This is a genomic window from Streptomyces sp. NPDC089424 (assembly GCF_044749345.1).
GTDB lineage: Bacteria > Actinomycetota > Actinomycetes > Streptomycetales > Streptomycetaceae > Streptomyces.
Window position 1 is genome coordinate 833,640 of sequence record NZ_JBIVHU010000003.1, and the last position, 26,006, is coordinate 859,645.

The window sequence follows — 26,006 nt, forward strand, 5'->3', positions numbered from 1 at the left end:
CGTTCCAGCTCCGCGAACACCGCCCGCCCGCGACGGGGGTTCGAAGACGATGGCTCGAACCGTGGGGTGTGCCGAAAAGCCCATGCAGTTCCCCTCCTGAACTAACCGCCTAAGAACTGTCCCGTATATGGCTGTGAGCTGGTAGGTCGGCTGGCGGTACTGTCGGCTGATGGAGTCTGAGAAGCCGAACGGGTGCCCGCTTCACGGCGGTGGGGCGGCTGCCCAGAGTCTCATGGGGCGCTTGCTCGCGGAGGTCGTCGCTTCGCGGCACGTAAGTGGCGGCGGTGATCTCGCGGGGCCGCTGGACGTGTGGCTGATCGATGACCGGGGTGCAACTGTTCACGTCACGACTGGATCGGACGGGTGTCTGATCGTCGAGGAGTCGGAGCCCCACACCGGCTACGGCATGGGCGACTCGGGACGCGTCACTGTGGGAGCGATCGGCAACGAGACACCGTTCGCAGATCACATCGGGGAAAGCATTCTGGCGGTGCGGGAAGAGCACGAACCGAACACCGGTCGCGTTGCCCTGGAGCTCTCATTCCCCAGAGGTCGCGTCCGCTGCGAGAGCTGGGCCGGGGATCTCCGTCTGACCCCAATGTGATGATCTTGGTGTGGCTGGTGTGATCACGGCGTCGGAGCCGTCTTGGATAGCCCCGTTCACCGGACTGAGCCCGCGGCAGTTCGGGAAGCTGGTGACGGTGCTGCGGCGCGAGGGGGCGGACGCGGTCCGCATGGGTCGGCCGTGGAGTCTTCCGCTGGAGGACCGGGCCCTGCTGGTTGCGGCCTACTGGCGCACGAGCCTGACCATGCACCAGCTCGCTCCGCTGTTCGGGGTGCCCAAGTCGACGGCGGACCGGATCACCGACCACCTCGGGCCGATGCTCGCCCTCCAGCCCCGCAAGCGGTTCGCCAAGGACACCGTGCTGATCGTGGACGGCACCCTGGTCCCCACCCGGGACCACACCATCGCCGAGCGGTCGAAGAGCTACCGGTACTCCACCAACCACCAGGTCGTCATCGACGCCGACACCTGCCTGGTCGTCGTGGTCGGCCAGCCTCTGCCCGGGAACCGCAACGACTGCAAGGCATGGGAGGAATCCGGCGCCAAGGCCACCGTTGGCAACACCATCACGATCGCCGACGGCGGTTATCCGGGCACCGGACTCGTCATCCCGCACCGCCGGCGGCGCGGCCAGGCCGAACTGCCGGACTGGAAAGAGGACCACAACAAGTCCCAAAGCAGGTCCGGGCCCGTGTCGAGCACGTCTTCGCCCGCATGAAGACCTGGAAGATCCTCCGCGACTGCCGCCTCAAGGGCGACGGCGTCCACCACGCCATGCTCGGCATCGCCCGGATGCACGACCCCGCCCTCGCCGGATAGACCAGCGGGCCGTGCAACGGCCAACCGTGCCCGAGACGCCTTGAAGATTATTTACGGGACAGGTCTTAGCTGCCCCGGTAACCGAGCCCAGTTCAGGCGTCCTGGGAGCTCTCGGTATTGTCCTCGGACTCGGCCGTCACCCTGCCGCCGACGAAAGCTACTGTGAGGGCGACTGCGGCGGCAGCGCCGATCAGTACCTTTTTGGCCGCCCCATCCAAGAACTGCTTGTTCTCGCTGTCCTTTTGAGATTGCATCCTTGCAGTCTCCTGGATCTGCTCGATCAGAAACTTCTTATCTTCCCGGCTCAGGTCGTCTTTGTCGAGTTCGCCCTTGAGGATGTCTCTGACCTCTTGCCAGGCCCGGTGGACATGCTCCTGACTTTGGTTGTTGGCCGAGAGTGTAATCTGATGCGATCTCTCGACGACACTCACAGCATCCTTAGCGAAGTCCTTGAACGCGGGGAACTGCTCGACGATCTTGAGAGCCACCTCGGTGTCCATGTTGGGCATCATGGCTGCGAACCTGACCATCTTGTCCTTGGAGAGGTTCCTCCAGGACTCGATCCCAAGCGCCTTCATGATTTGAGCTTCGTTCTTGTACTTCATGCCACGGATCCCCCTTGACTTCAGCCGGGCAGCCTTGGGAACAAAGACACACGGGCGCCGCAAGTCGCGCCAGTCCCCCTGGGCTTATCTGCCCATAACTTAACGCGAGTTCGCCACGAATCGCTGCGTCTTCTCCTGACGCGAAGCGCCGGCCGCTAGGTCCGGTTCCAGCCCCCCGGAGTCTCAGATTCTGCGAACAGGCGCGCTTTTCTTTGCGGCGGCGCCAAGTTGGACCGCCCGGCCCCGGCGGGGGAGCTGTACGTGGGCAGCTACCACCGGGCGTGCCGCCGCGCCGCGGACGCCCTGACCGCCCAGGGCGGCGCCGGGGTGGTGCTCAGCGCGCTCCACGGCCTGGTACCCCTGGATCAGGTGCTGGAGCCGTACGAGCTGCGCATGGGCCAGCCGGGCAGCGTCACCCCGGCCCGGCTGGCCGAGCAGGCCCGCGCCCTGGGCCTGGACGGCGCGCGCGAGGTGGTCGCCCTCGGCGGCGCCGCCTACACCCGGGAAGTCCTGGCCGTGTGGTCGCACGCGGCCACCCCGCTGGCCGGACTCGGCGGCATGGGCTACCAGCTCCAGGCCCCGGCCGCCATGGCGGCCGGGGCCACCCCCGCCGCTCCTGACCTGCCTGGACGCGACACTCTCAACGCTACGCAACTTACGTTGCCCAACGTATATTGGGTAACTTGGGAAGCGCAGGGAGGGCGCACCGCCCGACCGCAACCCCCAGGAGGCAGTCATGCAGCACCAGGTCACCGCCCGCACCCTGGACCTGTTCACCGGCCGCAACGGCGCCGCCCTCAACTTCTCCGAGGTCACCGTGATGCTCGTGGCCATGACCTCCGCCCAGGTGACCACTTGGAAGTGGGTGGGCGACGACATGGACGGCACCGACCCCGTGCAGGGGTGGGAGCTGCGCGACTCCAGCGGCTCCCTGCTCGGCGTGATCCTGCCCCTCGGGCACATGGCGAGCGCCATCCACGCGGAGTGGTACGACCCCCAGGCCGACGAGTTCTTTCCCGCCGGGGAAACCGGCGCCCCCGTGCTCACGCAGGCCATCTCCCTGGTGGTCAACGCCCGCCGCTACGCCGTGGGGGAGCTGCCCGCCGGCCGGGACTGCGTCCTAGACCCCGCGCGCCCCGCCCCCCGCCGCAACCAAGCGTGCCCCTGGGGCTACTGCTGGGACGAGGACTGCGTGGACCACGGTCCCGTGCGGGCCGCGGCGGCCTGACCCGCCACCCCCCTCGACGGCCGGGCGCACCCGATAGGCGCCCGGCCGTCGACGTGTCCGCACCTCCTGACCTGCCAGGACGACACGCGAAACGCCTTAACCAACTTGATTTGCCCAACGCATGTTGGATAACGTTCGGGGTGTTGGGAGGGCAACGGAGCCCCCCAGGGAGGAGCCCCACCGTGATCACCACCACCGCCACCCGCACCGCCGCCCCCACCCACCGCTACGGCCAGTGCGCCGCCCGCGCCCGCGACCTCGCCGCCATCCTGCGCACCCGCCTGGAGCGCCACCCCCACCGCCAGGCGCTGCTGGTCCTCATCGGCCACCTGCACACCGCCGCCGAGGGATTCGAGACCGCCGAACCCCTGGTCATGGACGGCATGACCATCACCAACGTCACCCCCGCCGAGGGACACCTTCCCCTGCTCATGGCCATGGCCCACGCCGCCGAGCACCCCCAGGCCGGCGTCTCGGAAGCCCTCTTCGCCTACGTCACCGCCCCCGTCACCAACCGCCTGATGCGCCCGGAGCCCCTGCCCGCCGCCGACCCCGGCGCCCGACAGGACGTGCAGCTCCGCACCCGCATCGCCCTGGCGGAGCACGACCTGGCCACCGAGGGCGACCCCACCACCCGCTACGCCCTCCTGGCCACCCTCCTGCAGCTCCACGGCGAGCGCCTGGCCCTCGGCGCCACCGTCACCGCCGACTGACCCACCCCGCCGGGCCGGGCGCACCCGATATGCGCCCGGCCCCCCGGCCCCTCACCCCACACCACTCGGAACGGAGCAGGACCATGCGCAACTACGCCACCAGCCAGGCCATCGGCGGCCGCGACAACCAGTGCGACGCCACCGCCGTGGCCACCGTCAACGGCGTCCGCGCCTACGCTCTGCTGGACGGCATCGGCGACAAGCCGCACAACCGCGACTGGACCCGGGCCGCCGCCCGCCGCCTCGCCCGCACCGCCGCCCGCCTCCACGACGCGGAAGCCGGCATGCGCCGCGTACGCGCCCACTACGCCGCCGAGCCGGACCGCCAGGGCCCGTGGGGTCTCGGCCCCAAGGCCTGCGCCCTCGTGGCCGTCGAGGCCCCCGGCCTGCCGCTCACCGTCGCCTGGAGCGGCGACGTGCGCGCCTACTGGCTGGTCCGCGGCATCCTGCGCCCCCTCACCCAGGACCACAACCTGCGCCGCGTGTTCCCGCCATGCGACACGCACGACGGCGGCAGCCGTCACCGCGTCACCAGCTGCCTGGGCGCCGTCGAGACGGACGAGGAGGTCATGAGCTACGCCAACCACCCGGCGGTGGAGGCGGTCACCGTCGGGGCCGAGCGCGGGCGCCTGCTGCTCGCCTGTGACGGGGCGTACGAGCCCCACGAGGACGCCGGACACCAGCTCTCGGACCTGCTCCACGGCACGCCCGCCGAGGCCGCCCGCCGCGTCGTCACCCGGGCCGTGGCCACCGCCCGCACCATCACCGACCGGCCGGACAACGCCACCGCCCTGGTGGCCGACCTGTACGGGTAACCCCTGCTCACGCCGGTGTCCGGACGTGCCCGCCTCCTATCCCCGGGCATGTCCGGACCCTGGTCGCCGACGACACTCCCGACGTTGCCCAACTTGTGTTGCCCAAGCCATGTTGGGTAAGGTTCGTGTTGTCAGGGAGGGCGCAGGGCCCGACCGGAAAGGGAGCGACCGCCATGAAGAAGCACCCCGTTGGGACCCGCGTACGGATCACCATCGCCCTGGACCCCCAGCAGTACCCGGTAGGCACCGAGGCCACCGTCACCGGCTACAGCTGGACCGGATTCCCCCAGGTCACCCTGGACGACGGGCCCACCGTGACCCTGATCCCCGGCCAGCTCCTCCCCGCCTGACCCGCAGTCACCGACCGGGGGCCGCACCCGATATGCGGCCCCCGGACCCGCCCCCACCCACCTCACAGGCAAGGAGCCACCCCCGCATGATCACGATCACCCACACCCACGAGGACGGCACCCTGGTGGACGGCACCGACCGCGGCGACGGCACCGCCCCGATCCTCAAGACCCACGGCTTCCGCTGGTTCCCCTCCATCAAGCAGTGGGGCATCCGTGGCAGCCGCGACCACGCACCCCGCCGCCTGGCCATCAACGCCGCAGCAGACGCCCTGCGCGCGGCAGGCCACGAGGTGACCGTGACCCTGGACGACACCGTGCGGGACAACGCCACCGTGCGCGCCGCCCAGCACGAGCGCCTGGAGGACCGCCGCACCGCCCTGGCCGCCAAGGGCGAGCGCCTCACCGCCGAGTCCGCCGCCCTGCACGCCCGCTCCAACGCCATGGTCGAGCACATCCCCCTCGGCCAGCCGGTCCTCCCCGGCCGCCGCGGCCAGGCCCACCGCAACCTCCTCAACCGCTCCATCGACACCGCCATCAAGGGCGCTCAGGTGGCCCGCCAGGCGGAGGCGATGCCCGCCCGCATCGCCGCCTCCCGCGCCGCCGAGGCCCGCGGCGAGCGCCCCGACGTCGTCAAGCGCCGCGTGGACCGCATGGAGGCCGAACTGCGCGGCCTGGACCGCCGCCTGGCCCGCATGAAGCTGTACCCCGACGCCTACTCGTCCGCCGTGGTCGAGCAGTACCAGGGGGAGCGCGCCACGCTCGTGACCCGGATCGAGGGGGACAAGGAGCTGCTGGAGCAGGCCCAGGCGGAGGGCCGGTTCGGCCAGTACAGCCGCGACAACGTCCACCGGGACGACCTGGTGAGTATCCGCGGCCAGTGGCGCCAGGTTGTGCGGGCGAACGCCAAGACCGTAAGCGTGACCACCGGCTACTCCTGGACGGACAAGTACGGGTGGGAGGAAGTCCGGGACCTGCGCTGCTCGCACGACGAGGCCGCCGACGAGGCGCCCGCCACCTGACCGGCCGGACACGCCCGGACGCCACCGGCCGGACGCGTCCGGACACCACCTGACCGGCACGGACTTCCAGCCACCGGACACGGGGCGGACAGCCTCCGCCACGTGTCCGGACACCACACCCGGACCCTGTCCGGACACGAGAGGACACGCTATGCCTGGTGCCTACTGCAAGTTCTGCGGCAACCGCTGTTTCGTCTACCGCGTGATCCCCGACGGCCCTCAGGAGGGCTGGGCCGGGCACCTTGCCACCTGCGCACGCGGCATGGCCCACGACCGGGCCGAGACCGGCCAGGACTCCACGACGGCCATCAACCCGGTCAAGCAAAGCGGCGACTGACCGACTAGCCCCCCCATGAGCCTGCCCCGGCCGCCCCCTCCGGCCAGGGCGGGCCCTCGTCGTCCCCAGGCCCCCGCCCGTCGCCCGGCGTACCCTGCTCCGCTGCCCAAGCAGCCCCCTAGCAGGGACAACACGCCATGAGCCAGGCAACCTACGTCCGCACCGATGACGTCGCCCTCGGCGACCTGCGCCCCTTCCCCGGCAACGCCCGCCGCGGCGACCCCGGCGTCATCCTGCAAAGCCTCGTCCGCACCGGCCAGTTCCGCAGCCTCATCGTCCGCGACACCGGCGACGGCCTGGTGGTCCTCGCCGGAAACCACACCCTCCAGGCCCTGCTGGCCCACGGCCCCGGCCCCTGCGGCCTCACCACCACCGTGGACGGCGAGGAACTGCCCTGCGCCCTGTGCAGCGCCCGAGAGTGGGAGCCCGCCGCACGCTGCGAGATCGTCACCTGCGACGACGCCACCGCCACCCGCATCAACCTCGTGGACAACCGGTCGGCGGAGCTGGGCGGGTGGGACCAGGAAGCACTGGCCGCACTGATCGCCGGTCTGGACGGTGACCTGGACGGCACCGGCTACACAGACGCCGACCTGGACAACCTCGTCGCCGCCATCGAGGAGGCCTACGAGGACGAGGAGCCCGAGCAGCCAGCCGCCCCGGCCGGGAACACGGCACCGGCGGAGCCGGCCACCTCGAGCGCCCCGCCGGCCAGCGGCGACACCATCCCGGAGGGCCCCGCCCCGGGCACCGTCGCCCCGCCCATGCCGGACGGCATGCGGTCCATGCTCCTCACCTATCCGGCCGCCGACCGCGACGAGGCGGCCCGCCTGGTCGCCGCTGCCCGCGAGGTGTTCGGCGCGGAGGACGCCGCCGTCGTCGTGCTCCGCGCACTGCGCACCCTCGTCGCTGTCCTGGACACCCGCCACGCCCACGACGGCGTGGTCACCGTGCAAGCCCTGCTGCGCGCCGCAGGCGCCCCCGAAGCATGAGCACGCCCGTCGACCTGGCCCCGCCCGTGCGGCGCCGCCTGCGCCGCCCTGAACGGCTGCTGACCCAGAACAGCGAGCTGCGTGACGAGGGCATCTGGAACTGGACCCTGCCAGCCCTGGCCACCCGCCTGCACGACGGACGGACCGCCAAAACCTGTCCGGCTGCCGGGGTCTGCGCCCTGGCCTGTTACGCGCGCCAGGGGACCTACATGTTCCCCGGCGTCGTCGACCGCCACCAGCGAAACCTCCAGTACGTCCTGGACGACCTGCCCGGCTGGCAACGCCAGATGGCCGCCGAACTCGCCCACCCCCGCCACCAGGGCGGATGGGTCCGCGTGCATGACGCCGGCGACTTCTTCAGCGACCACTACATGGCCGCCTGGCTCCGCATCATGATCTTCCGGCCCGGCGTGAACTTCTACGCGTACACCAAGGAGGTCAGCCGGACAAAACGCATGGTGGAACCCAACCCGCCGCGCAACTTCCGCTGGGTGTACAGCTACGGCGGCCGGGAGGACCACCTCCTGGACCCGAGCAGGGACCGCGTCGCCGACGTGTACCCGGACGAGGCCGCCATCCGCGCGGACGGCTGGCACTCCCAGGACTCCAGCGACCTCCTGGCCGTCCTCGGCCCCGCCCCCGTCGGCATCCCCGCCAACAACATCCCCGCCTTCCGCCGGCGGATGGCCGGCCGCACGTTCCGAGCGTGGCAGGCCGAGCAGGACGCTCGCCGCACCACTCGTCGGCGACCGGCTCAGTCGGCTTCTCCGTCCGGAGGCCCGGAGCCCGCGTCGTGATCGACGTAGCGGGGGGCGCGGCGCAGCGCGGCCGTCGACCTCGCCCGCCCCGCGGCGCCGCCTCGGTCGAAGTCACCCGTCAATGCCGTTGAGATGAGCGCGAGCAATCTTCACGAACTCCTTGAGCGCGTCCCCGAACCGATCGTGTGCGCTGGGTACGCGGACGCTGACGGGGACGGCTGCGTAGGGCCGGCTGGTCGTGCTCCGGATCGTGCGCGCCAGCCCGATAGTGATCATGGCGGCTGCGGCGACATGGTCGGGGCCTTCCAGGTCGACGGCAGCACCTGTCCGCATCACCTCGTCCAGTGGGACGGCCTCAATGAGTTGGCGAGTGCGCTCGTTGACCTCAGCCGAGAGGGTCGGGCCAGGCACCGCGCCAGCAGCGATAGCGGCAGTCGTGACGCGATCCCGGCACTCGTCCCACCTTGTCGCTGCCTCATACGCGAGGAGAGCGGCGAAGAACGCGGCGTACGCGTCCCGCTGATGCTGACGGCGTACCGCGTCAACCGGTCCGCGGTGAGCGCTCCGAGCCTGTGCCCGAGCGCCGGCGTACGCCGCTACAGCAGCGAGCACCGCAGTCGGTACGGCTATGACAGCGCCGGTGACGGTGGGGTCCATGGCGTCATCCTGCCGCCCCCCGCCAACCCCCAGGGCGGAACTTGCGCGTCCGCTTATCCTTCTCCGTCGCCCAGGACACCGAGCAGGGGATAGGCCCATGTCACAAGCGACGTACGTGCGCACCGAGGAGGTGCCGCTGGGGGAGCTGACCCCGTTCCCCGGCAACGCCCGCCGCGGCGACGTGCGCCTGATCCTGGAGAGCCTGCGCACCAGCGGGCAGTACCGCTCCCTGATCGCCCGACAGCTCCCGGACGGCCTGGTCGTCCTCGCCGGCAACCACACCCTCCAGGCCCTCGCGCTCCACGGCCGCGGCCCCTGCACCGCCTCCATCCCCACCTTCGCCCGGCCGGACGCCGACTGCGCCCTGTGCAACGGCACCCGCTGGGAACCGGCGGCCCGCGTGGAGGTCGTGGACTGCGACGAGGAGACCGCCCGCCGCATCAACCTTGTGGACAACCGCGCCGCCGAGAAAGGCGACTGGGACCTGGACGGCCTGGTGGAACTCCTCTCCTACCTGCCCGACCTGGACGGCACCGGCTACACCGACGCGGACGTCGAACGCCTCCTCGCCCCGCCCCCCTCCCTCGAGGAACTGGCCGACACCTACGCCCCCCGCGAGGACTACGGCGACGAACCCCCCGCCCGGGCGACCGCCACGGCCGAGACCACCGACGCCGTTGTCGGCGACGCCGAGCAGGGGAGCGGCCTGTGGCCCGTGCTGCGCCTGCGCATCCCGCCCGCAGTCCGGGACGAGTTCTACGCCGCCACCGCCTCCTGCCCCCGCTCCGCCGACGACGGCGCCCGCCTCGCCTGGCTCCTGGAACTCACCCGCCCACGACGAGAGGACTCCCCCCAATGACCTCCGCCTCTTACCTGCGCACCGACACCATCCCGGTCACGGAACTGACCCCCTACCCGGGCAACGCCAAGCGTGGCGATGTCGGCGCCATCCTGGCCAGCCTCCGCAAGAACGGGCAGTACCGTGGCCTGGTCGTCCGCGAGCAGCCGGACGGCGCCCTCGTCGTCCTCGCCGGGAACCACACCCGCCAGGCCCTCGCCGACCACGGCCCGGGTGACTGCGGCGTCAAGGGCTGCGGCGTCTGCCACAACAGCACGGACTGGATCCCGGCCGCCCGCTGCGACGTCGTCCAGTGCGACGACAAGACCGCGCTGCGGGTCAACCTCGCGGACAACCGCACCTCCGACCTCGGCACGTACGACTACGCCGGGCTGGCCGAGCTCCTCGGCTCGCTCGGCGACGTCGACGGCACCGGCTACAGCGACCAGGACGTCCAGGACATCACCGCCCTGGTCTCCCTGCCGGACGAGGAACCCAAGGCCGACAGCCACACGGCCCGCCAGGCCGCCCGCGACGGCGGCGGCCTGGACGGCGAGGACCTGGACACCGGCAACCCGGACGTGTTCAACCCGGTCATCAACCTGCGCGTGCCGCACGACGTGTTCGACAGGTGGCGCACCGCGCTGGACGCCCACCCCGGCCAGGACGACAGCGCGAAGCTCCTGGGGCTGCTCGGCGAGGTGGAAGCGGGCAGGACCGGGGCGGCAGCATGAACGCCCCCGCCGAGCCCTTCAAGGCCCTCACCTCATACGCCTACTTCGGCAAGCCGGCGTTCACGGACCTGCTGGACACCCTGCACGCCGGGCCCGTCATGGTGTTCGGGGACTCCGGGGCGCACTCCGCCCGCACCCTGGGCCTCGCCCTGACCCTGGACGGCTATGCCGCCTGGTGCCACGAGCACGACCGCCGCCTGACCCTGTACGCCAACCTGGACGTCATCGGCGCCCCCGAGGCCACCTGGCGCAACCAGCAGGCCCTCCAGGAACGCGGCCTCACACCCATCCCCGTCTTCCACACCGGGGAGCCCTGGCACTTCCTGGAGCGCTACCTGGACGAGGGCCACACCTACATCGCCCTGGGCAAGCTCCTCGGCAACCCTCTGGCGGAGCTGCTGCCCTGGCTGGACACGGCGTTCCGCCTCGCCCAAGGCCGGGCCGTCTTCCACGGGTTCGGCATGACCACCTGGGAAGTGCTGCGCCGCCTGCCGTTCTACTCCGTGGACTCCTCCAAGTGGCTGGAGGGCGAACGCTTCGGCGTCGCGACCCTCTACGACGACCGCACGGGCAGCTGGGTCCGGTTCCTCCTGCGCGACAAAGCCGCCGTGCTGCAACACCTGGACCTCATCCGCTCCTACGGCATGGACCCGCGCCTCCTCGCCAACCGGGCCATCTTCACCGCCCGACGACACGAGTTCACCGCGGCCGTCGCGCAGTCCTACCGCCGCGCCGAGGCCGACCTACGCACCCGCCACGGCCTGGTCACCCTGCCCGACAGCCCCCGCAACCCGATCACCCGCCACGGCACGCCCAGCACCCCGGGCCTCCACATCTACCTGGCCGGCGCCAACCAAACGGTGTTCACACGCGCCGTCAACGGCGTGAGGGGGCAGGCATGACGACCACCCGCCCACAGCCCTTCAAGGCCCTGACCTCCTACGCGTACTTCCGCACCCCGATCTTCGCCAGCTTCCTGGAGGAGCTGCACGTGGGCCCCGCCCAGGTCTTCGGGGACTCCGGGGCGCACTCCGCGCGCACCCTCGGCATCACCCTCACCATCCCGGACTACGCCGCCTGGTGCCACGAGCACGACGCCCGCCTGACCCTGTACGCCAACCTGGACGTCATCGGCGCCCCCGAGGCCACCTGGCGCAACCAGAAGGAGCTGGAAGCCCGCGGCCTGGAACCGATCCCCGTCTTCCACACCGGGGAGCCCTGGCACTTCCTGGAGCGCTACATCGCCGAGGGATACACGTACATCGCCCTCGGCAAGCTCCTCGGCAACCCCCTGCCGGACGTCATGGCCTGGCTGGACAAGGTGTTCCGCATCGCCGACGGCCGCGCCGTCTTCCACGGCTTCGGCCTCACCGTGGACCGGGCCCTGCGGGAGTTCCCGTTCTACTCGGTGGACTCCTCTACCTGGGGCTCCGGGTTCCGCTTCGGCATCGTCAAGCTGTTCGACGACCGCACCGGCCGCTGGACGAGCGTCCAGCAACGCGACCGCCAGGCCCTCCTCCAGCACCGGGACCTGGTCCGCGCCCACCACGCCGACCCCCTGGCGTTCGCATCCAAGGCCACCCAGGACAACACCGCGGCCGCCGTCACCGCCGCCGTCGCCTGGCGCCGCTACGAGGCGTACATCCGCGCCCGCCACGGCCCCATCCACATCCCGGCCGGCCCGCACAACCCCGTCACCCGCAACGGCGCCCCCGCCCCGCCCGGCCTCCACCTGTACCTGGCGGAGTCCACCACCACCAACCTGCGCCGAGCAGTCACCGGCGTCCACACCCTCCAGCAGGAAGCACGAGCATGACCGACACCCCACCGCCCTGCGAGATCCCCCACGAGACCAGCCAAGAAGAGGCGGTGTGCGAGCAACGCCGCCTGGCCGCACGCCAGGAGCCGGCCGAACGACTGGACCGCACCGTCACGGTCGGCCCCATCGCCGTGTTCTTCACCAACGTCAACCGCGCCATGAACCTGCGCGCCCACTCCCACACCGGCTCCGTCACCGTCGTCTACGACACGATCGGCCGCCACGGCTACCCCTCGTTCGCCGACACCAACACCGCCCTGGAACACCGCATCCACGAGCTGACCCGGGCCGTGTTCAAGGACGCCACCAACGAGGACATCGCAGACCGCCTGTTCGCCCACCTCGACGGCTACGTGGCGCCCGAGTGGGAGCCCTGGGGCGGCCACTACCGGCTCCGCGCCGTCCACCTGGACGTCATCGGCGTCCGCGACCAGATCGGCCACGACACCGGCACCACCCGCTACACCGTCGCCCGCCCCCACCACACGGAGATCCAGCCATGACCCACCTCGTCACCGTCCGGCACAACTTCGAGACCGCGCACCGGCTGCCCCACCTGCCCGGCAAGTGCACGTCCCTGCACGGCCACTCCTGGTGGGCCGACGTCACCATCGCCGCCCCTGAGCTGCCCCCTGGCGGCCTGGTCGTGGAGTTCGGCCGGCTCAAGAAGGAGTTCCGCGCCTGGGTCGACGAGCACCTGGACCACGGCGCCATGCTCGGCGCCCAGGACCCCCTCCTGCCCGTCCTGCGCGCCCACGGCTCCAAGGTCTACGAAGTGGCCACCTGGCCCACCGTGGAGGCCACCGCCGAACTCCTCGCCCAAGTCGCCGGCGACATCCTGTTCGACCTCCCACGCGCCCAGTACGCCCACGTCTCCCGCGTCCACGTCACCGAGACCCACGTCAACGGCGCCACCTGGGAGCAGACCCCCGCCGAGGCCTCCGCATGATCACCGACGACGTCACCGTGGACACCACCGACACCCTCGTCGCCCGAGAGGTCTTCGGCCCGACCATCCAAGGCGAGGGACCGAGCACCGGCCGCCGCTGCTCGTTCATCCGCCTGGGCGGCTGCAACCTCAAGTGCCAGTGGTGCGACACCCCCGAGACCTGGGACGCCACCCGCTTCGACCTGCGCCAGACCCTCACCCGCCGCTCCGTCGCCGACATCCTTACCCGCGCCCTGGACGGCGACCCCGCCATGGTCGTGATTACCGGCGGGGAACCCCTGCTCCACCAGCACCACGACGGCTGGCGCTCCCTCCTTGGCGGCCTCATCCTCGCCGGAGTCGAGATCGAGGTAGAGACCAACGGCACCCAGGAGCCCACCGTCCACACCGCCCGCTGGGTGACCCGCTTCAACGTGTCGCCCAAGCTCGCCCACGCAGGCGACCCCGCAGACAAGCGCATCCGCCCCGGCGCCCTCCACGCCCTGCTGGACACCCGCAAAGCCTGCTTCAAGTTCGTTGTCCGCGACCTGGCCGACGTCCGCGAGGTACAGGCGTACACCGCCGCCCACGGCATCCCGCCCCACCTGGTGTGGGTCATGCCCGAGGGCACCGACACCGCCACCCTGACCGCCCGCTGGGGCGAGATCGCCGACCCCGCCATCACCGCCGGGTTCAACCTGTCCCACCGCCTGCACGTCGCCATCTGGGGCGACGAGAAAGGCCGGTAGTCGTGAACCTCCCGCCCCCGGGCCCGCCGATCCCGGACCACAGCCTCCCCGTCCAGTGCCCCGGCTTCGCCGACGAGGACCCCCGCCACGCCCTGATCACACGGGCCCTCCTCGCCGAGTGGCACCAGCGCATCGAGAACCAGACCGTGGCCAGCCCAGAGGAACACTGCGCCGCCATGGCCACAGCCGTGATCACCGCCCTTGACCCGAAAGGCCGCTAGCCATGACCACCACCGCCGACGAGCCGAAGGGCATGCGCATCGCCCCCGGCGCCCTCACCCCCAAGGCGCCCGGGCGTACCGTCTCCGTCCCGGCCCCCGCCTACCCCGGCGACCCGCTCCCGGGAGCCGTCGCCTTCAAGGCCGGCGTACGGGCATGGCTGGAGGCCCGCGGCCTGGACCCGGACGCCCCCGACCTCACCGACACCCCCCAGCGCGTCCTGTCCGCGCTCAACGAGTTCACCGCCGGCTACGACGAGGACCCCGCCGTCCACCTCGCCCGGACGTTCCCCGCCCAGCACGCCGGCACCCCCATCGTCGTCACCGGCGTCCCCTTCACCAGCCTGTGCGCCCACCACCTGCTGCCGTTCCACGGCCACGCCGACATCGCCTACCTGCCCGGCAAGGGCCAGCCAGTCGCCGGCCTCTCGAAGCTGCCGCGCGTGCTGGACGTGTACGCCGGCCGCCTCCAGACCCAGGAAGACCTCACCCGCCAGGTGACGGACGCCCTGGACAAGCACCTGGACCCGGACGGCGCCGCCTGCGTCATCCGCTCCGAACACGGCTGCCTCGCCCACCGAGGCGCCCGCAAGCCCGGCGCCGTCATGGTCACCGCCTCCTACACGGGCGTCTTCCTGGACAGCCACCAGGCGCGCACCGAGCTGCACCGCCTCATGTCCGGCTGACCCCTCGATATGCGAACCAATAGGCACATGCGAACGGAGGGCCCCCGATGAGCGCGAGCAAGGCCAAGCGCGCCCAGGTCGCGGAGCGCCGCACCAAGGCCATCGCCATGGTCCTGGCCGGGGTCGACTACGACACGATCGCGGAGCGTCTCGGCTACGCGAGCAGGGGCGCCGCCCACACCGACGTGGACCGGGCCCTGTCCGCCAACCTCACCAACCTCAAGGACAAGGCGCAGCAACTCCGAGAGGTCCAGGCCATGCGCTACCAGCGGCTGCTGGCCGCCGTGTGGCCCAAGGCCCTCAAGGGCGACTTGAAGGCAGTCGAGACGGCGGCCCGCCTGGTGGACCGTGTCGTGAAGCTGTGGGGCCTGGCGGAGCCGGACAAGCTGGACCTGGACGTCACCGGGCAGATCACGGCGGAGGACCTGCTGGCCATCGTCCGCGCGACCCCCGAGGGCGACGACGCGGAGCTGGGGGCGCTCGGTGCTGACGCCTGAAGCGGAGGCGGCCTACCGGCGGATGAGCCGGGCGCAGCGCCTGGAACTCGCCCGGAAGGCCCCACCCGCCTGGCGCCCGCACCTGGCGCGGCTGGAGCGCCGCATGCAGGCGGCGGAGCGGTACCTGTACCGTCCGGCCGCCTGGGCGCGGGAAGTCATCGACTGGGGCGAGGACGGCGGCCTGACGTTCTACCAGGACGACATCCTGGGCGCCCTCGCCCGCCACCGCCGCGTCGCGGCACGAGGCCCTCACGGCCTGGGCAAGACGGGCGTTGCCTCCCTGGGGGTGCTCTGGTTCGCCACCACCCGGGAGGCCGCCGGCTACGACTGGAAGGTCCTCACCACCGCATCCGCGTGGAGGCACCTCACCGTCTATCTGTGGCCAGAGATCCACAAGTGGGCGAGGCGGATCCGCTGGGACGTCCTGGGCCGGGAACCCTTCAGCGAGTTGACGGAGCTGCTGGGCCTCAACCTCAAGCTGGTGCACGGCGCCGCCTCCCCGGTGGCGTCCAACAAGGCGGAGCTGATCGAGGGCGCCCACGCGGACAGCCTGTTCTACCTGATCGATGAGGCCAAGGTCGTCCCGGACGGCACGTGGGACGCGATTGAGGGCGCGTTCTCCGGTGGACGCATGGACGGCCTCCCCGAGGCGTTCGCCCTGGCCATCTCCACGCCCGGACCGCCCGCCGGCCGGTTCTACGAGATCCACAAGCACGCCCCCGGCCTGGAGGACTGGCACACTCGCCACGTCACCCTGGAGGAGGCCGTGGCCGCCGGCCGTATCTCCCCGGACTGGGCCGAGCAGCGCGCCCGCCAGTGGGGCGCGGACTCCGCCCTGTACGCCAACCGCGTCCTGGGGGAGTTCCACGCCAGCGACGAGGACAGCGTCATCCCCCTCGCCTGGGTGGAGGCCGCCATCGAGCGCTGGCACGTCTGGGACCAGGCCGGCCGCCCAGACGTGCCCGGCCGGCGCGTCCTCGGCGTGGACGTCGCCCGCACAGGCGGGGACTCCACCGTGTTGTGCCACCGCCGCGGCCTGGTCGTCGCCCGGCTGGAGACCCACGACCGCGAAGACACCATGCAGACCACCGCGCGCGTCCAGGCCGCCCTGGGCGAGGAGGAAGGCGCCGCCGCGGTGGTCGACAGCATCGGCGTGGGCGGCGGCGTCGTGGACCGCCTCCGCGAGCTGAGCGCGCCCGTCCTGGCGTACACCGGGGCGGCCAAGAGCAAGCTCCGCACCCGAGATCGGGAATGGGGGTTCTTCAACACCCGCTCCGCCGCGTACTGGAAGCTGCGCGAGCTGCTGGATCCGGCGTTCGGCGCCGAGCTCGCGCTGCCCCCGGACGACCTGCTGGTGGCCGACCTGACCACCCCCACGTGGGACATCACCACCGGCGTCCCACCCAAGATCAAAGTGGAGCCCAAGGACGACGTGACCGCCCGCCTCGGCCGCTCACCGGACAGGGGCGACGCGGTCGCCATGAGCCTGTTCGCGGACCACCTGGCCGCCACCAAGCTGCACGCCCCCGGCGGCCAGCGCGACGCCCGCCCCTCCCGCGCCGCCTCCCGCTACGCCCGCCCCACCACGCAAGGCCTGCCCGCCACCAAGACAGGCGCCACCAACACCCGCTGACCGAGGAGCCACCGCCATGCCCCGACGCGTCCGTGACCGCCTTGAAAACGTCACCTGGACCACCACCGTGTTCGCCGGCGTCTTCTGGCTGCTGTGCCTGGGCGGCATCGCCTGCAACCTCGCCGGTAACCAGGCCGCGTTCAACGGCGTCCTGGGTGCAGGCTTCGCCGCTCTGGTGTTCACCGCCGCGGCCTGGGGCATGCACCGCCAGGACCAGCGCCTGGCCGCGCGCAACCCGGAGGCATATCCACCCCGCCGCCCCCGCCAGCGTTGATGCACGGCCGTCCCAACCCCGCTGGTGCTGCGCCCTGGTGGGCCGCTACCGTCCAGGTCATAGCCTCACCGCTTCTGGTCCGTTGACGCTGCCGCCCCCTCCTGCTTGGGGCCGGCTCCAACCGAGGCCGGGCGCCCCGAGCCCGATGCAGTCCCGTTGGCGCGGGAGGGCTCAGGGCGCCCCGCCGTCTCAGCTCGCCTCAACGAGGGTCGGCGCGTCCACCAGCTCGGCCGGCACGTACGACACATCTACCAGGGTGCCGTCCTCGTCGTAGATCAGCAGGTCCAGGCCGCCGTCCTCGGCGGGCCGCTCCACCAGGAGCAGCGCAGGCCCCTCCAGGGCCTCCAGACGGCCATTCAGGACGTCTCGGTCTACCTCTCCGTAACCGGACATACGTCCCACGGTAGAAGCGCCCCCACGGGGCCGTCACCGGATTGTGGAGGCGATACGGGGCGGAGCAGGAGCGCGGGCGCGCAGGACGCGCACGCCTGCGCCCGTCAAACCGGGGGAGGGGGCGTGCCCGCGTTCGTTGATGTGCGAGCCGATCTGGCCAGAAACCTCATGTCGTCCGGATCGCTCTTGCGCAGGATGATGACCTTGGCGAGGGCGAGCAGACTCGGTCCACACAGCAGCGGGGACAGCCACCAGGACTGCACATAGACGCCCCCGCCCAGCATGGCAAGGGCTACTACTGCCCCGACCGCGAGTTCTGCCATACGGCGCCGGTGCTGCCGCGCCTGCTGACGTTCCTCATGCACCCGCGCGTCGGCATCGTGCTGGAGCTGCATTCGCGCCATGCGTTCGCGGTGCCCTCGGCGAAGCTCTGGCTCCATGGCCTGCAAAGCCGCCGCCAAGTGCTCCGGGCCCAGCTCACTCCACTGGGCAGCGATGAGCTTGCCGACGGAGAGCATCGGGTCATCATCTGGCCTGGGGCCGACGGGCAGTTGATCCTCCCGCGTCACTGCTGTGCTCCTCCGCCGCCACTCGATACTGGATTAAGGCCCCCGCCTGCGCCTTCGGGGGGTGGGCCAAGCTGTACGAGGAGCCGGGCCAAGGTGTGGTTGATCGTGGACGCTGCTTCCGCCGCCAGTTGCTGACGCTGCTCGACCGGCAGCCCGTCAGTCAGGTGGGCGTCGTGTGAGGTCCACTCAAAGGTCTGCCCGAAGTCGCCTCCGTCACCGTGCCTGGGGTCGGCGATGCGCCATGGCGACGTCGGCAGCTCCTCCCGCTCGAACATCTCGGCTTGTTCGTCGACAGTGGAGGAGCTGCCGCCGAGCCGCGCACGCCACGTGCGGACCCGCCGGTTTTTTCTAATGGGCGACGGGTCGCCAGGTCGGCGCCGGCGTTTCACCTCGGCCGTTAGCTCGGCCAATTCGTCTCGGGTTTGTTTCAGGTGATACGCGTAATCCGAGTCGATCTGGGCCTGATTGTCGCGCTTGGTATGAGCGCGTTGCAGGTCATTCTCTGCGGAGCGGACCTGCAACTCCTCAAGCGAGTGGGTAGCTACTTCAACGCGACGGAACAGCTCCTTGACGGAGAGATCGTCTAGTCCTACGGATGGTGAGCCCCGTAGGCGACGCAACAGTTCCTTGAGTCGTCTCACAGTTCGCCTCCCCCCGGATGGCGCCGCGTGCCAGAACCTCACTGTATCGATCTGGCAGGCGAGCGGCGGAGGTAAGACGGAACTTGTCCGGGGAAGGGCGCCGGCGGGCAGGGCGTGTGCCCCTGCGCCGCCCGGGCACTGCATCGGCCTTTCCGCCGGCGCCCGCCTGTCCCCGCTCTCGGAACGCGGTCACCGTACCAGCCGGACGTGATCGAACTTTAGGCCTTGACCTGCGAGTTCGCGCCCACAGGACCACTTCGCCCGGTGGCCTATCATGCTCCGCCGACCGAAACCGGAAGCACATGTTCCGCCTGGGGGCGACCTTGATCGACCTGACAACCCTCGCCCTGCTCGGGCTGGCCGGCTACCGAGGCACCCAGCTCGCCGTCCACGACACCGTCCTGGACCCCGTGCGGGACCGGGTCATCGCCTGGCACGAACGCCGCCAGACCTCCGCCGTCCGCTCCGCCGTCGTCACGCTCATCTCCTGCGTGTACTGCATGGGCTGGTGGGTGTCCGGCGCCCTCCTCGCCACGTACCTGCTCGTCTCGGGCACCTTCGACCAGGCGCCGCTCCTCACGCATGGCGTGGAGTGGTTCGCCGTCGCTGGCCTGGCCGTCCTGCTCAACCGGCTCGACGACGTGCTCAGCCGGGTGCACGGATGACCGCGCCCACCCGGCCGCGCCGTGGGGAGCTCACCGCTTCCGCCGCCCGCTACACCGCCCGCAAGCTCCGTACCAAGCCCGTAGACGGGAGCTGGCAGGAACGCGCGTGGCTGTTCTACGACGAGACCCCCGAGGTCCGCTTCGCCGCCCGCTGGTACTCCAACGCCATGTCCCGGGCCCGCCTGATCGCCGGCCGCCGGGACGAAGAGGGCAACGTCGTTCCCCTCCCGTCCACGCACCGCGCCTCCCAGCTCGTCGCCGAGATCGCCGGCGGCGCCAACGGCCAGGCGCAGCTCCTGCGGAACTTCGGCCCCCACCTCACCGTGGCCGGCGAGGGATGGATCATCGTCCGCCCCAAGCAGGACGGCAACGGCAACGAGGTCGGCGCGGACTGGCGCGTCCTGTCCACCCAGGAGGTCAAGCAGCAGGGCAACAAGCTGGTGGCCGAGATCGACGGCGAGGAAGTCGCGATCCCAGGCGCGGAGGACGAGAACGCGCCCCTGGACAGCAATGACCCCGTGGCCATCCGCGTGTGGGAGTCCCACCCCCGCCGCCAGATGGAAGCGGACAGCGCCGTCCGGTCCAGCCTCGGCCTGCTGGAGGAACTGAAGCTCCTCAACGCCGCGGTGGCCGCCATCGCGCGGTCCCGGCTGACGGGCCGGGGCATCGTCCTCGTGCCCCAGGGCACCAAGTTCCCCACCACCCCAGGGCAGGAGAACGAGGAGGACGACCTGATCGAGGTCCTGATGACGGTCGCCGAGACCGCCTACAAGGAACCCGACAGCGCCGCCGCCACCGTCCCGATCATCCTGGAAGTCCCGGCCGACCAGATCCCCAACATCAAGCGGCTGACGTTCGAGTCCGACTTCGACTCCCTCGCCATCCAGTTGCGCGAGGAGGCCATCACCCGCTTCGCCAACGGCCTGGAAGTCCCGGCCGAGATCCTGCTGGGGCAGGGCGACATCAACCACTGGGGCCAGTGGGCCCTCAAGGACGAGGCCATCACGCTGGGTGTGGAGCCCAAGCTGGGCACCGTCGCTGACGCTCTCACCTCCCAGTACCTCCAGCCGCTGCTGGAGGCCGAGAACGTCGAGGACGCCCTGGAGTGCCTGGTCTGGCATGACACCAGCCCCCTGCGTGTCCGTACCAACCGCGCCGAGACCGCCCTCAAGGTCCACGAGGCCGGCGCCATCTCGGACGCGGCCCTGCGCCGCGAGACCGGGTTCAGCGACGCGGACGCCCCCACCGACGAGGAACGCGCCCGCCGCAGCAAGCAGCCGGCCGACGGCCCGGACTCGGAGCTGCCCGTGGACGAGAGCAACGCCGAGCCCGAGCAGCCCACCGGCGACCCGGCCGAGGACGGCGAGGACGTCGCCCTGGCCGCCGCGGCGACGGTGGACGTCGCCGCGCTGCAGGCGCAGACGATCCTGGCCGCCATCGACGGCGTGATCCACAACGCCATGTGCATGGTGGGGGAGAAGATCCGCGTCAAACCCGCCTGCCCCCGCAGCGAGCGGGGCCGGTCCCGGCAGATCCCGCCCGGGGAGCTGCACACCGTGTTCCCCGTCTCGGACGAGCAGGTCGACCAGTGGCACCTCCTGGTCGGCGCCTGGGACCGCGTCCCGGAGATGGCCACCCGCTACGGGTTCGAGGCGGAGTGCCTGATCGACACCCTGGACCACTACGCCCGCGCCCTGATCGCCGCCCGCATGAAGCACTCCTTCGAGGAGACCGTGCGCCTGCTGCGGAACTCCTGCCTGGGGCTGGCGGCATGACCCCCCGCAGGCCGGTCGAGCCGCGCCCCGCCGAGGTGGAGGTCACCGCCTCCGCGGCCAACGTCACCGCGGAATGGTGCTCCACCTGCAAGGCCTGGACCCTGCTCGCCGGAGAGATCGTGCTGCTCACCCAGGACGGCGTGGCCCGCGTCGGCTACTGGGCGTGGTGCGAGACCTGCGAGCCCCCGGAGGCGTCCCATGAGGGCTGACCAGTGCCCAGACCACGTGGAGCGCCTGGACCTGTGCCCGCAGTGCCAGGGCCTCACCGTCACGCACATGACGCGCATGCCTGGCGTGACCGACGTCAAGCTCTGGGGCCCCGGTGGGGAACTCCTCGGCTCCGGCGCTCCGGCCGTGGTGTACATCGCCCCGGTGGAGCCCTGCCCGAACGGCACGACCCGCGACGAGGACGGAGCGCCTGGCGATGTGTAACCCCCCTGAGAACACGGCCGCCACGGACCCCGCCCTGTGGGGCCACAGCAGCGCCGCGCACCGCGTCCTCGGCTGGTGCGCGGACTGCCCCGGCCGCGACGCCGCCCAGGAAGCGGTGGCCTGGCGCGTCCGCGAGAACCGGCGCCACGAGGCCACCCAGGCCGCCACGGCCGCGCCCGAGGCGCCCCGCAGCACCGTGGACCTGCAAGCCACCCACGACCACCTGTGCCCCGAGTGCGGCCAGGAGGCCCTGACCGTCGTCACCGTGCGGCTGTGGCCCATCCAGGGCGAGCAGCGCAAGGCAGGCGGGTGGGCCCACTGCACCGCCTGCGACGCAACACCCCACCCCACGCTGGAGGACACCGACCGTGGCTGATCCCTCGTTCGTCTCCGGGCCGGCCTCACCAGCCAGTGCCGCCCCCATCGTTGACCTGATCCAGGAGGCCGCCGCCCTGGCCGTCGCTCACTTCGAGCAACTCCCCCCAGGTCAGGAAGCCTCCGCGTACGTGACCCTCACCAGCGGCACGGGCTACGGCGTGGTCACCCTCGGCATGTGGCTGTTCCTCCGCGACGCGTCCGGCACCGTCACCCTGTCCGGCGCTGCACCGGAGGCCCTCCATGCCTGAGACCGAGCACGCCCGAGCCGACACGCCGCCCGAGGGGGCACCCAACGGGCGCCCGCTGGAGGTCAAGGCCCCGTCCGGGCACAGCATCGTCGCCCACCACGTCCACGGCTGGTGCGCCAAGTGCCCCGGCATCGAGCTGTGGGAGGAGCTGTTCGCCTGGCGCAACCGCGAGCGCGCCGGCATGACGGACGCCCCGGCCACCGACCGCGCCCCCGCGCCGTCCCGGGAGGTGGAGCGCCATGGATGAGCTGGAGGAGGCCCTGGCCGCCGCCGAGGAGGACGTAGCCGCCGAGGTACGCGCCGTCCTGGAAGAGGTGGCCGAGGAGTTCGCCACCGAGCTGGACCACGCCACAGAGCTGGTGGCCGCCCGGTTCTCCGTCTCCCGTATCGCCGGCATGTTCCGCCAGCGGGTGCCGCGCCTCGTGCGAAGGCTCCTCGGCGTCACCGAGCAGGCCGCCCAGGCCGCGGCCGACCAGGTTGACGACCAGTTGCCGGACGGCTGGGACGACCTGCCCGGCCGCCACGACCGCGGCGATGAACTGCCCGAGGGCATCGGCCAGTACGTGGAGAGCACCGAGCACCTGCTGCGCGCCGTCGGCGACCGCCTGGCCGACGTCGCCGTACGGGAGTTAGCCGCTGGCGTGGACGCGGGGGAGGACCTGGAAGCCCTGCGGGCCCGCCTCCTCGCCGTGTTCGCCCGCGAGGGCGCGCAGCTCGGCCCCGGCCGGGAATCCCTGATCGCCACCACCGAGGCCGCGCGCGCCTGGAACACGGCCACCCTGGCCGCCGCCCAGGCCCTCACCGGCCCGGACCGGCCCATCGTCAAGCAGTGGCAGACCCGCCGGGACACCCGGGTACGGGACGCCCACCACGACGTGGACGGCTTCGTGCGCCTGCTGGACGACGCGTTCGAGGTGGACGGCGTCGACATGCAGCACCCCGGGGACCCGAGCGCCCCGCCCGCGCTGGTGTGTAACTGCCGGTGCATCCTGCGTCTCCAGCACGCCCCGGATCGCAGCGCCTCCGCTCAAGCACGCCGCCTGTACGAGCACGGCATCCTGCCTGCCCCCGGCCCCGCGGACGTCGCTCGCGCCCTGGGCATGGAATCCCTCGCCGATCACCTCGCCGTACCCTCGGCCACCGCTGCGGCGACCGAGCACACCGGCGCCATGATCGCCCTCGTGCCCAGCCAGGAGGACGTGGAGCGCCTGGCCCTGGAGGACGGCGAGCCGGCGGAGGAACTGCACTGCACGCTGTGGTTCCTCGGCAAGGCCGCGGACTGGGGCGAAGACCAGCGCCGCGAGCTGATCGACGGCGTCCGCGCCCGCGCCGCCAACCTCGCCGGGCCCGTCCACGCCGCGGCGTTCGGCGTCAACCACTGGAACCCCGCCTCCCCAGACCCCGCCTGGGTGTGGGCCATCGGCGACAACCCCGACGCCGACGAGGACGCCCCGACCCTGCACGAGGCGCGCGCCGTCGCCCAGGACGCCCTGGAGGACGGCCACAACAACCCAGACCTGCCCCGCCAGCACACCCCCTGGGTCGCGCACACCACCGGCGCCTACACCACCGACACGTGGCCCCTTGAGGCCATGGCCGACCGCCTGGGCCCGCTCACCTTCGACCGTATCCGCGTCGCGTTCGGCGGCGAGGCCACGGACTTCCCACTCGGCCCCGAGGAGGAGCCCCCCATGGACAACCCCACCGAAGACGAGGCGCTGACAGCGTCGCTGCCCGTGCGTACCTGGAGCACGCCCGGGGACACCGCCCTGGCATTCGAGGACACCGAGACCGGCGACGGCCGTATCTTCGCCGCCGGCGCCCTGTACTGGGAGGCCGGCCCCTGGCCCCTCCAGTACGCGGACGAGATGGGAATGGGCCACGAGGGCGCCGAACTCGCGGGCGCCATCGAGGAGTACGGCCGCGACGGCAACCGCATCACCGGCCGCGGCCCCCTCTACCTCACCCAGCGAGCCGGATACGAGGCCATGAGCCTGCTGGAGCAGGACCCGCCCGCGCCCCTCGGCGTGAGCGTGGACCTGGACAGCGTGGACGTGGAGTTCGTGGACCGCACCCTGGAGGAGGACGAGGACGGCTTCCTGGTGCTCGCCGCGTCCCTCCCGTACGCCAGCGTGATGCGCCTGGAAGACGGCGGCTGGATCATCAACGTGGCCACCGCCGTGGAGGCCACCGCGTCCGGAGCCGCACTGACCCGCCGCCAGCAGATGGCGCAGCTCATCACCGGCCCGGACGGCCGGCTCCCCGCCAGGGCCCTGGCAGCGCTGGACGGCTCCAGCCTGCCCCTGCGCCGGGTGACGGCGGCGGCCGGGGACAGCGACAGCGACGAGGGCGTGGTCCTGCACTCCGAGCAGGCCGGTGACTTCGTCGTCCGCATCACCAAGGCCCGCGTCCGAGGCGCCACCCTCGTGGCCATGCCCGCCTTCAACCAGGCGCGCATCGTGCTGGACCCCCCGGAGGAGCCGGACGAGGAGCAGGCCGCCGCCACGGCTGCCGCCCTGACTGCCGCCGCCGCGCCGGGGGAGACCCGCCGGCGCGTCATCAGCTACGTGCGCGCCTGCCCCGGCCCCGTGGGCGCCAGCGAGGTGGCCAAGGCCCTGGGCCTGGCCGTGGAGACCGCACGCAAGCACCTGCGGGCCGCCACCAGGGAGGGCCAACTGGTGCGCCTCGCCGCGGGCCTGTACGTCATCGCGTCCTCCATGCCGGAGGGCCCGGCGGCCACCGCCAGCGCGGCGGCAGACGGGGACGACCCTGCCCTGAGCGAGCTTGTGGCGTCCGCCTGGACGGCCATGCGTGACCTTCCCCCGATGCCCGCCGCCTGGTTCGCGGAGCCCACCGACGAGGAGCTGCCCCCCGGCTCCGGTGGCGTCCACTACAGCAACGGCCGCATCTACGGGTGGGTGGCCCAGGCCGGGGAGCCGCACGCCGGGTTCGCCAACCGCCGCCTGACCATCGACAGCCTGGGCGACATCGACACCACGCACTTCCTGCGCGCCCGGTTCCTCCTCGACAGCGGCGAGTACGTCAAGGCCGGCGCCTTCACCATGAACGCGCCCCACACCCGCGACGGGGCGGAATGCGACAGCGCGAGCTGCCAGTTCGATGACTCCAGGACCGTCGCCGGCATCGTCACCGTGGGCATGAACGCCCGCGGCATGTGGTTCGCCGGCGCCGCTGCGCCGTGGCTCTCGGACTGGGACCGCACCGTGTTCATGGGGTGCCAGCCCAGCTACCACATGAAGAAGGGCGACACCGGCAAGTGGCAGCTGCGGGCCGTCCTGTCCGTACCCGTGCCCGGCCACTCCTCCCCGCTGCTCGCCGCCGCAGTGGAGCGCGGCAACCTCGCCCTGGCCGCCAGCGCCGCCGCCGTCCTGGACAACCCGGCGGGCACGTCCGGACACGGAACGCCCCCGTCCCCGGACGCTGTCCGGCGCACCCTTGCGGACGGCCTTGACCTGCCCGGACAGCGTCCGGACACCCACGGCGGACACGCCCCGGACAACGTGGCCGCCCTGCTCGACAACCCGGAGTTCCTGGACAGCCTCCAGGCCGCCCTGGTCCGCCGGGACACCAAGCGGCGCGAGGAAGTGGAGGCCATGGCCGCCGCCGTCCTCGCACCCACCACCACCGACCCCAAGGGAGACCAGTAG

At 71.7% G+C, this 26,006-nt stretch carries 34 protein-coding genes and 2 pseudogenes; 31 read left to right on the top strand and 5 right to left on the bottom strand.

Translation table 11 applies throughout. The features are described from left to right. The first annotated feature begins 169 nt into the window (after nucleotides 1-169). Entirely contained in the window at nucleotides 170-604 is a 435-nt protein-coding gene (locus ACIP2X_RS18895) for a hypothetical protein (RefSeq protein ID WP_401674126.1), read from the top strand. Between the two features lie 10 nt (nucleotides 605-614). Next, nucleotides 615-1,384 (top strand): annotated as a pseudogene (locus tag ACIP2X_RS18900) (transposase). A 92-nt stretch (nucleotides 1,385-1,476) separates the two neighbouring features. Here the strand turns inward: ACIP2X_RS18900 and ACIP2X_RS18905 are convergent. Beyond that, the gene (locus tag ACIP2X_RS18905; RefSeq protein ID WP_401674129.1) at nucleotides 1,477-1,989 is read right to left on the bottom strand and encodes a hypothetical protein; all 513 of its coding nucleotides are present in this window, start codon (nucleotides 1,987-1,989) and stop codon (nucleotides 1,477-1,479) included. A 261-nt stretch (nucleotides 1,990-2,250) separates the two neighbouring features. Here ACIP2X_RS18905 and ACIP2X_RS18910 point away from each other — a divergent pair. The 9 genes and pseudogenes from ACIP2X_RS18910 to ACIP2X_RS18950 form a co-directional block, all read left to right on the top strand. Next, nucleotides 2,251-2,505: pseudogene (locus ACIP2X_RS18910) on the top strand (DUF6884 domain-containing protein); the annotation flags it as partial. Between the two features lie 220 nt (nucleotides 2,506-2,725). Further along, the gene (locus ACIP2X_RS18915; RefSeq protein ID WP_401674520.1) at nucleotides 2,726-3,217 is read left to right on the top strand and encodes a hypothetical protein; all 492 of its coding nucleotides are present in this window, start codon (nucleotides 2,726-2,728) and stop codon (nucleotides 3,215-3,217) included. Between the two features lie 182 nt (nucleotides 3,218-3,399). Then, the gene (locus ACIP2X_RS18920) at nucleotides 3,400-3,930 is read left to right on the top strand and encodes a hypothetical protein (RefSeq protein ID WP_401674522.1); all 531 of its coding nucleotides are present in this window, start codon (nucleotides 3,400-3,402) and stop codon (nucleotides 3,928-3,930) included. Between the two features lie 83 nt (nucleotides 3,931-4,013). Next, nucleotides 4,014-4,745 (top strand): PP2C family protein-serine/threonine phosphatase, encoded by a 732-nt coding sequence (locus ACIP2X_RS18925; protein ID WP_401674131.1) that lies wholly within the window; start codon nucleotides 4,014-4,016, stop codon nucleotides 4,743-4,745. A 173-nt stretch (nucleotides 4,746-4,918) separates the two neighbouring features. Further along, nucleotides 4,919-5,095, top strand: coding sequence for a hypothetical protein (locus tag ACIP2X_RS18930; RefSeq protein ID WP_401674134.1), 177 nt, complete (start codon nucleotides 4,919-4,921; stop codon nucleotides 5,093-5,095). Between the two features lie 86 nt (nucleotides 5,096-5,181). Beyond that, nucleotides 5,182-6,117 (top strand): DUF3560 domain-containing protein, encoded by a 936-nt coding sequence (locus tag ACIP2X_RS18935; protein WP_401674136.1) that lies wholly within the window; start codon nucleotides 5,182-5,184, stop codon nucleotides 6,115-6,117. A gap of 151 nt (nucleotides 6,118-6,268) precedes the next feature. Further along, nucleotides 6,269-6,454, top strand: coding sequence for a hypothetical protein (locus tag ACIP2X_RS18940; protein WP_401674139.1), 186 nt, complete (start codon nucleotides 6,269-6,271; stop codon nucleotides 6,452-6,454). A gap of 137 nt (nucleotides 6,455-6,591) precedes the next feature. Beyond that, on the top strand, nucleotides 6,592-7,446 hold the full coding sequence (locus ACIP2X_RS18945; protein ID WP_401674141.1) for a hypothetical protein: 855 nt from the start codon (nucleotides 6,592-6,594) through the stop codon (nucleotides 7,444-7,446). Further along, complete coding sequence (locus tag ACIP2X_RS18950; RefSeq protein ID WP_401674144.1) at nucleotides 7,443-8,243, top strand: hypothetical protein; 801 nt, start codon at nucleotides 7,443-7,445, stop codon at nucleotides 8,241-8,243. Before ACIP2X_RS18945 ends, ACIP2X_RS18950 begins: the two co-directional genes overlap by 4 nt. Nucleotides 8,244-8,315: 72 nt before the next feature. Here the strand turns inward: ACIP2X_RS18950 and ACIP2X_RS18955 are convergent, their stop codons facing one another. Beyond that, the gene (locus ACIP2X_RS18955) at nucleotides 8,316-8,861 is read right to left on the bottom strand and encodes a hypothetical protein (protein ID WP_401674147.1); all 546 of its coding nucleotides are present in this window, start codon (nucleotides 8,859-8,861) and stop codon (nucleotides 8,316-8,318) included. Nucleotides 8,862-8,958: 97 nt separating this feature from the next. Between ACIP2X_RS18955 and ACIP2X_RS18960 the strand changes: the two genes are divergently transcribed. Genes ACIP2X_RS18960 through ACIP2X_RS19015 form a run of 12 tightly spaced genes read left to right on the top strand, consistent with a single transcriptional unit; the run spans nucleotide 8,959 to nucleotide 17,237 of the window. Then, the gene (locus ACIP2X_RS18960; protein WP_401674149.1) at nucleotides 8,959-9,720 is read left to right on the top strand and encodes a hypothetical protein; all 762 of its coding nucleotides are present in this window, start codon (nucleotides 8,959-8,961) and stop codon (nucleotides 9,718-9,720) included. Further along, nucleotides 9,717-10,433 (top strand): ParB N-terminal domain-containing protein, encoded by a 717-nt coding sequence (locus ACIP2X_RS18965; protein ID WP_401674151.1) that lies wholly within the window; start codon nucleotides 9,717-9,719, stop codon nucleotides 10,431-10,433. The genes ACIP2X_RS18960 and ACIP2X_RS18965 overlap by 4 nt, the downstream gene beginning before the upstream one ends. Beyond that, nucleotides 10,430-11,335: a hypothetical protein gene (locus ACIP2X_RS18970; protein WP_401674154.1), complete on the top strand. Its 906-nt coding sequence runs from the start codon at nucleotides 10,430-10,432 to the stop codon at nucleotides 11,333-11,335. Before ACIP2X_RS18965 ends, ACIP2X_RS18970 begins: the two co-directional genes overlap by 4 nt. Then, a complete protein-coding gene (locus tag ACIP2X_RS18975) occupies nucleotides 11,332-12,249 on the top strand; it encodes a hypothetical protein (protein WP_401674157.1) in 918 nt (305 codons plus the stop codon). The genes ACIP2X_RS18970 and ACIP2X_RS18975 overlap by 4 nt, the downstream gene beginning before the upstream one ends. Then, nucleotides 12,246-12,755 carry a hypothetical protein gene (locus tag ACIP2X_RS18980; RefSeq protein ID WP_401674159.1) on the top strand — a complete coding sequence of 170 codons (510 nt, stop codon included), beginning with the start codon at nucleotides 12,246-12,248 and terminating at the stop codon, nucleotides 12,753-12,755. The genes ACIP2X_RS18975 and ACIP2X_RS18980 overlap by 4 nt, the downstream gene beginning before the upstream one ends. Continuing rightward, the gene (locus tag ACIP2X_RS18985; RefSeq protein ID WP_401674161.1) at nucleotides 12,752-13,201 is read left to right on the top strand and encodes a 6-pyruvoyl trahydropterin synthase family protein; all 450 of its coding nucleotides are present in this window, start codon (nucleotides 12,752-12,754) and stop codon (nucleotides 13,199-13,201) included. The genes ACIP2X_RS18980 and ACIP2X_RS18985 overlap by 4 nt, the downstream gene beginning before the upstream one ends. Further along, a complete protein-coding gene (locus ACIP2X_RS18990) occupies nucleotides 13,198-13,929 on the top strand; it encodes a 7-carboxy-7-deazaguanine synthase QueE (protein ID WP_401674164.1) in 732 nt (243 codons plus the stop codon). Before ACIP2X_RS18985 ends, ACIP2X_RS18990 begins: the two co-directional genes overlap by 4 nt. Nucleotides 13,930-13,931: 2 nt before the next feature. Then, a complete protein-coding gene (locus ACIP2X_RS18995; protein ID WP_401674166.1) occupies nucleotides 13,932-14,150 on the top strand; it encodes a hypothetical protein in 219 nt (72 codons plus the stop codon). Nucleotides 14,151-14,152: 2 nt separating this feature from the next. Next, nucleotides 14,153-14,833, top strand: coding sequence for a GTP cyclohydrolase I (gene folE / locus ACIP2X_RS19000; protein WP_401674169.1), 681 nt, complete (start codon nucleotides 14,153-14,155; stop codon nucleotides 14,831-14,833). Nucleotides 14,834-14,880: 47 nt separating this feature from the next. Continuing rightward, nucleotides 14,881-15,330, top strand: coding sequence for a hypothetical protein (locus ACIP2X_RS19005; RefSeq protein ID WP_401674172.1), 450 nt, complete (start codon nucleotides 14,881-14,883; stop codon nucleotides 15,328-15,330). Next, a complete protein-coding gene (locus tag ACIP2X_RS19010) occupies nucleotides 15,317-16,963 on the top strand; it encodes a hypothetical protein (protein WP_401674175.1) in 1,647 nt (548 codons plus the stop codon). The genes ACIP2X_RS19005 and ACIP2X_RS19010 overlap by 14 nt, the downstream gene beginning before the upstream one ends. 16 nt (nucleotides 16,964-16,979) lie before the next feature. Next, complete coding sequence (locus tag ACIP2X_RS19015; protein WP_401674177.1) at nucleotides 16,980-17,237, top strand: hypothetical protein; 258 nt, start codon at nucleotides 16,980-16,982, stop codon at nucleotides 17,235-17,237. 189 nt (nucleotides 17,238-17,426) lie between these two features. Here the strand turns inward: ACIP2X_RS19015 and ACIP2X_RS19020 are convergent, their stop codons facing one another. The 3 genes from ACIP2X_RS19020 to ACIP2X_RS19030 form a co-directional block, all read right to left on the bottom strand. Beyond that, nucleotides 17,427-17,630 carry a hypothetical protein gene (locus tag ACIP2X_RS19020; RefSeq protein ID WP_401674180.1) on the bottom strand — a complete coding sequence of 68 codons (204 nt, stop codon included), beginning with the start codon at nucleotides 17,628-17,630 and terminating at the stop codon, nucleotides 17,427-17,429. Nucleotides 17,631-17,734: 104 nt separating this feature from the next. After that, nucleotides 17,735-18,199, bottom strand: coding sequence for a hypothetical protein (locus tag ACIP2X_RS19025; protein ID WP_401674185.1), 465 nt, complete (start codon nucleotides 18,197-18,199; stop codon nucleotides 17,735-17,737). Next, nucleotides 18,196-18,840, bottom strand: coding sequence for a hypothetical protein (locus tag ACIP2X_RS19030; protein WP_401674187.1), 645 nt, complete (start codon nucleotides 18,838-18,840; stop codon nucleotides 18,196-18,198). The genes ACIP2X_RS19025 and ACIP2X_RS19030 overlap by 4 nt, the downstream gene beginning before the upstream one ends. 323 nt (nucleotides 18,841-19,163) lie before the next feature. On the opposite strand from ACIP2X_RS19030, the gene ACIP2X_RS19035 reads away from it, so the two are divergent. From ACIP2X_RS19035 to ACIP2X_RS19070, 8 genes are all read left to right on the top strand, one after another. Then, nucleotides 19,164-19,505 carry a DUF1360 domain-containing protein gene (locus tag ACIP2X_RS19035; protein ID WP_401674189.1) on the top strand — a complete coding sequence of 114 codons (342 nt, stop codon included), beginning with the start codon at nucleotides 19,164-19,166 and terminating at the stop codon, nucleotides 19,503-19,505. Next, nucleotides 19,502-21,280 carry a hypothetical protein gene (locus tag ACIP2X_RS19040; protein ID WP_401674191.1) on the top strand — a complete coding sequence of 593 codons (1,779 nt, stop codon included), beginning with the start codon at nucleotides 19,502-19,504 and terminating at the stop codon, nucleotides 21,278-21,280. Before ACIP2X_RS19035 ends, ACIP2X_RS19040 begins: the two co-directional genes overlap by 4 nt. Then, nucleotides 21,277-21,489, top strand: coding sequence for a hypothetical protein (locus ACIP2X_RS19045; protein ID WP_401674194.1), 213 nt, complete (start codon nucleotides 21,277-21,279; stop codon nucleotides 21,487-21,489). The genes ACIP2X_RS19040 and ACIP2X_RS19045 overlap by 4 nt, the downstream gene beginning before the upstream one ends. Before the next feature lie 67 nt (nucleotides 21,490-21,556). Then, on the top strand, nucleotides 21,557-21,712 hold the full coding sequence (locus ACIP2X_RS19050) for a hypothetical protein (protein WP_401674197.1): 156 nt from the start codon (nucleotides 21,557-21,559) through the stop codon (nucleotides 21,710-21,712). Further along, nucleotides 21,705-22,088, top strand: coding sequence for a hypothetical protein (locus ACIP2X_RS19055; RefSeq protein ID WP_401674199.1), 384 nt, complete (start codon nucleotides 21,705-21,707; stop codon nucleotides 22,086-22,088). Before ACIP2X_RS19050 ends, ACIP2X_RS19055 begins: the two co-directional genes overlap by 8 nt. Further along, nucleotides 22,081-22,338: a hypothetical protein gene (locus ACIP2X_RS19060; RefSeq protein WP_401674202.1), complete on the top strand. Its 258-nt coding sequence runs from the start codon at nucleotides 22,081-22,083 to the stop codon at nucleotides 22,336-22,338. Before ACIP2X_RS19055 ends, ACIP2X_RS19060 begins: the two co-directional genes overlap by 8 nt. Beyond that, nucleotides 22,331-22,585, top strand: a complete 255-nt coding sequence (locus ACIP2X_RS19065; RefSeq protein WP_401674204.1) for a hypothetical protein — start codon at nucleotides 22,331-22,333, stop codon at nucleotides 22,583-22,585. Before ACIP2X_RS19060 ends, ACIP2X_RS19065 begins: the two co-directional genes overlap by 8 nt. After that, nucleotides 22,578-26,006 carry a phage minor head protein gene (locus tag ACIP2X_RS19070; RefSeq protein ID WP_401674206.1) on the top strand — a complete coding sequence of 1,143 codons (3,429 nt, stop codon included), beginning with the start codon at nucleotides 22,578-22,580 and terminating at the stop codon, nucleotides 26,004-26,006. The genes ACIP2X_RS19065 and ACIP2X_RS19070 overlap by 8 nt, the downstream gene beginning before the upstream one ends.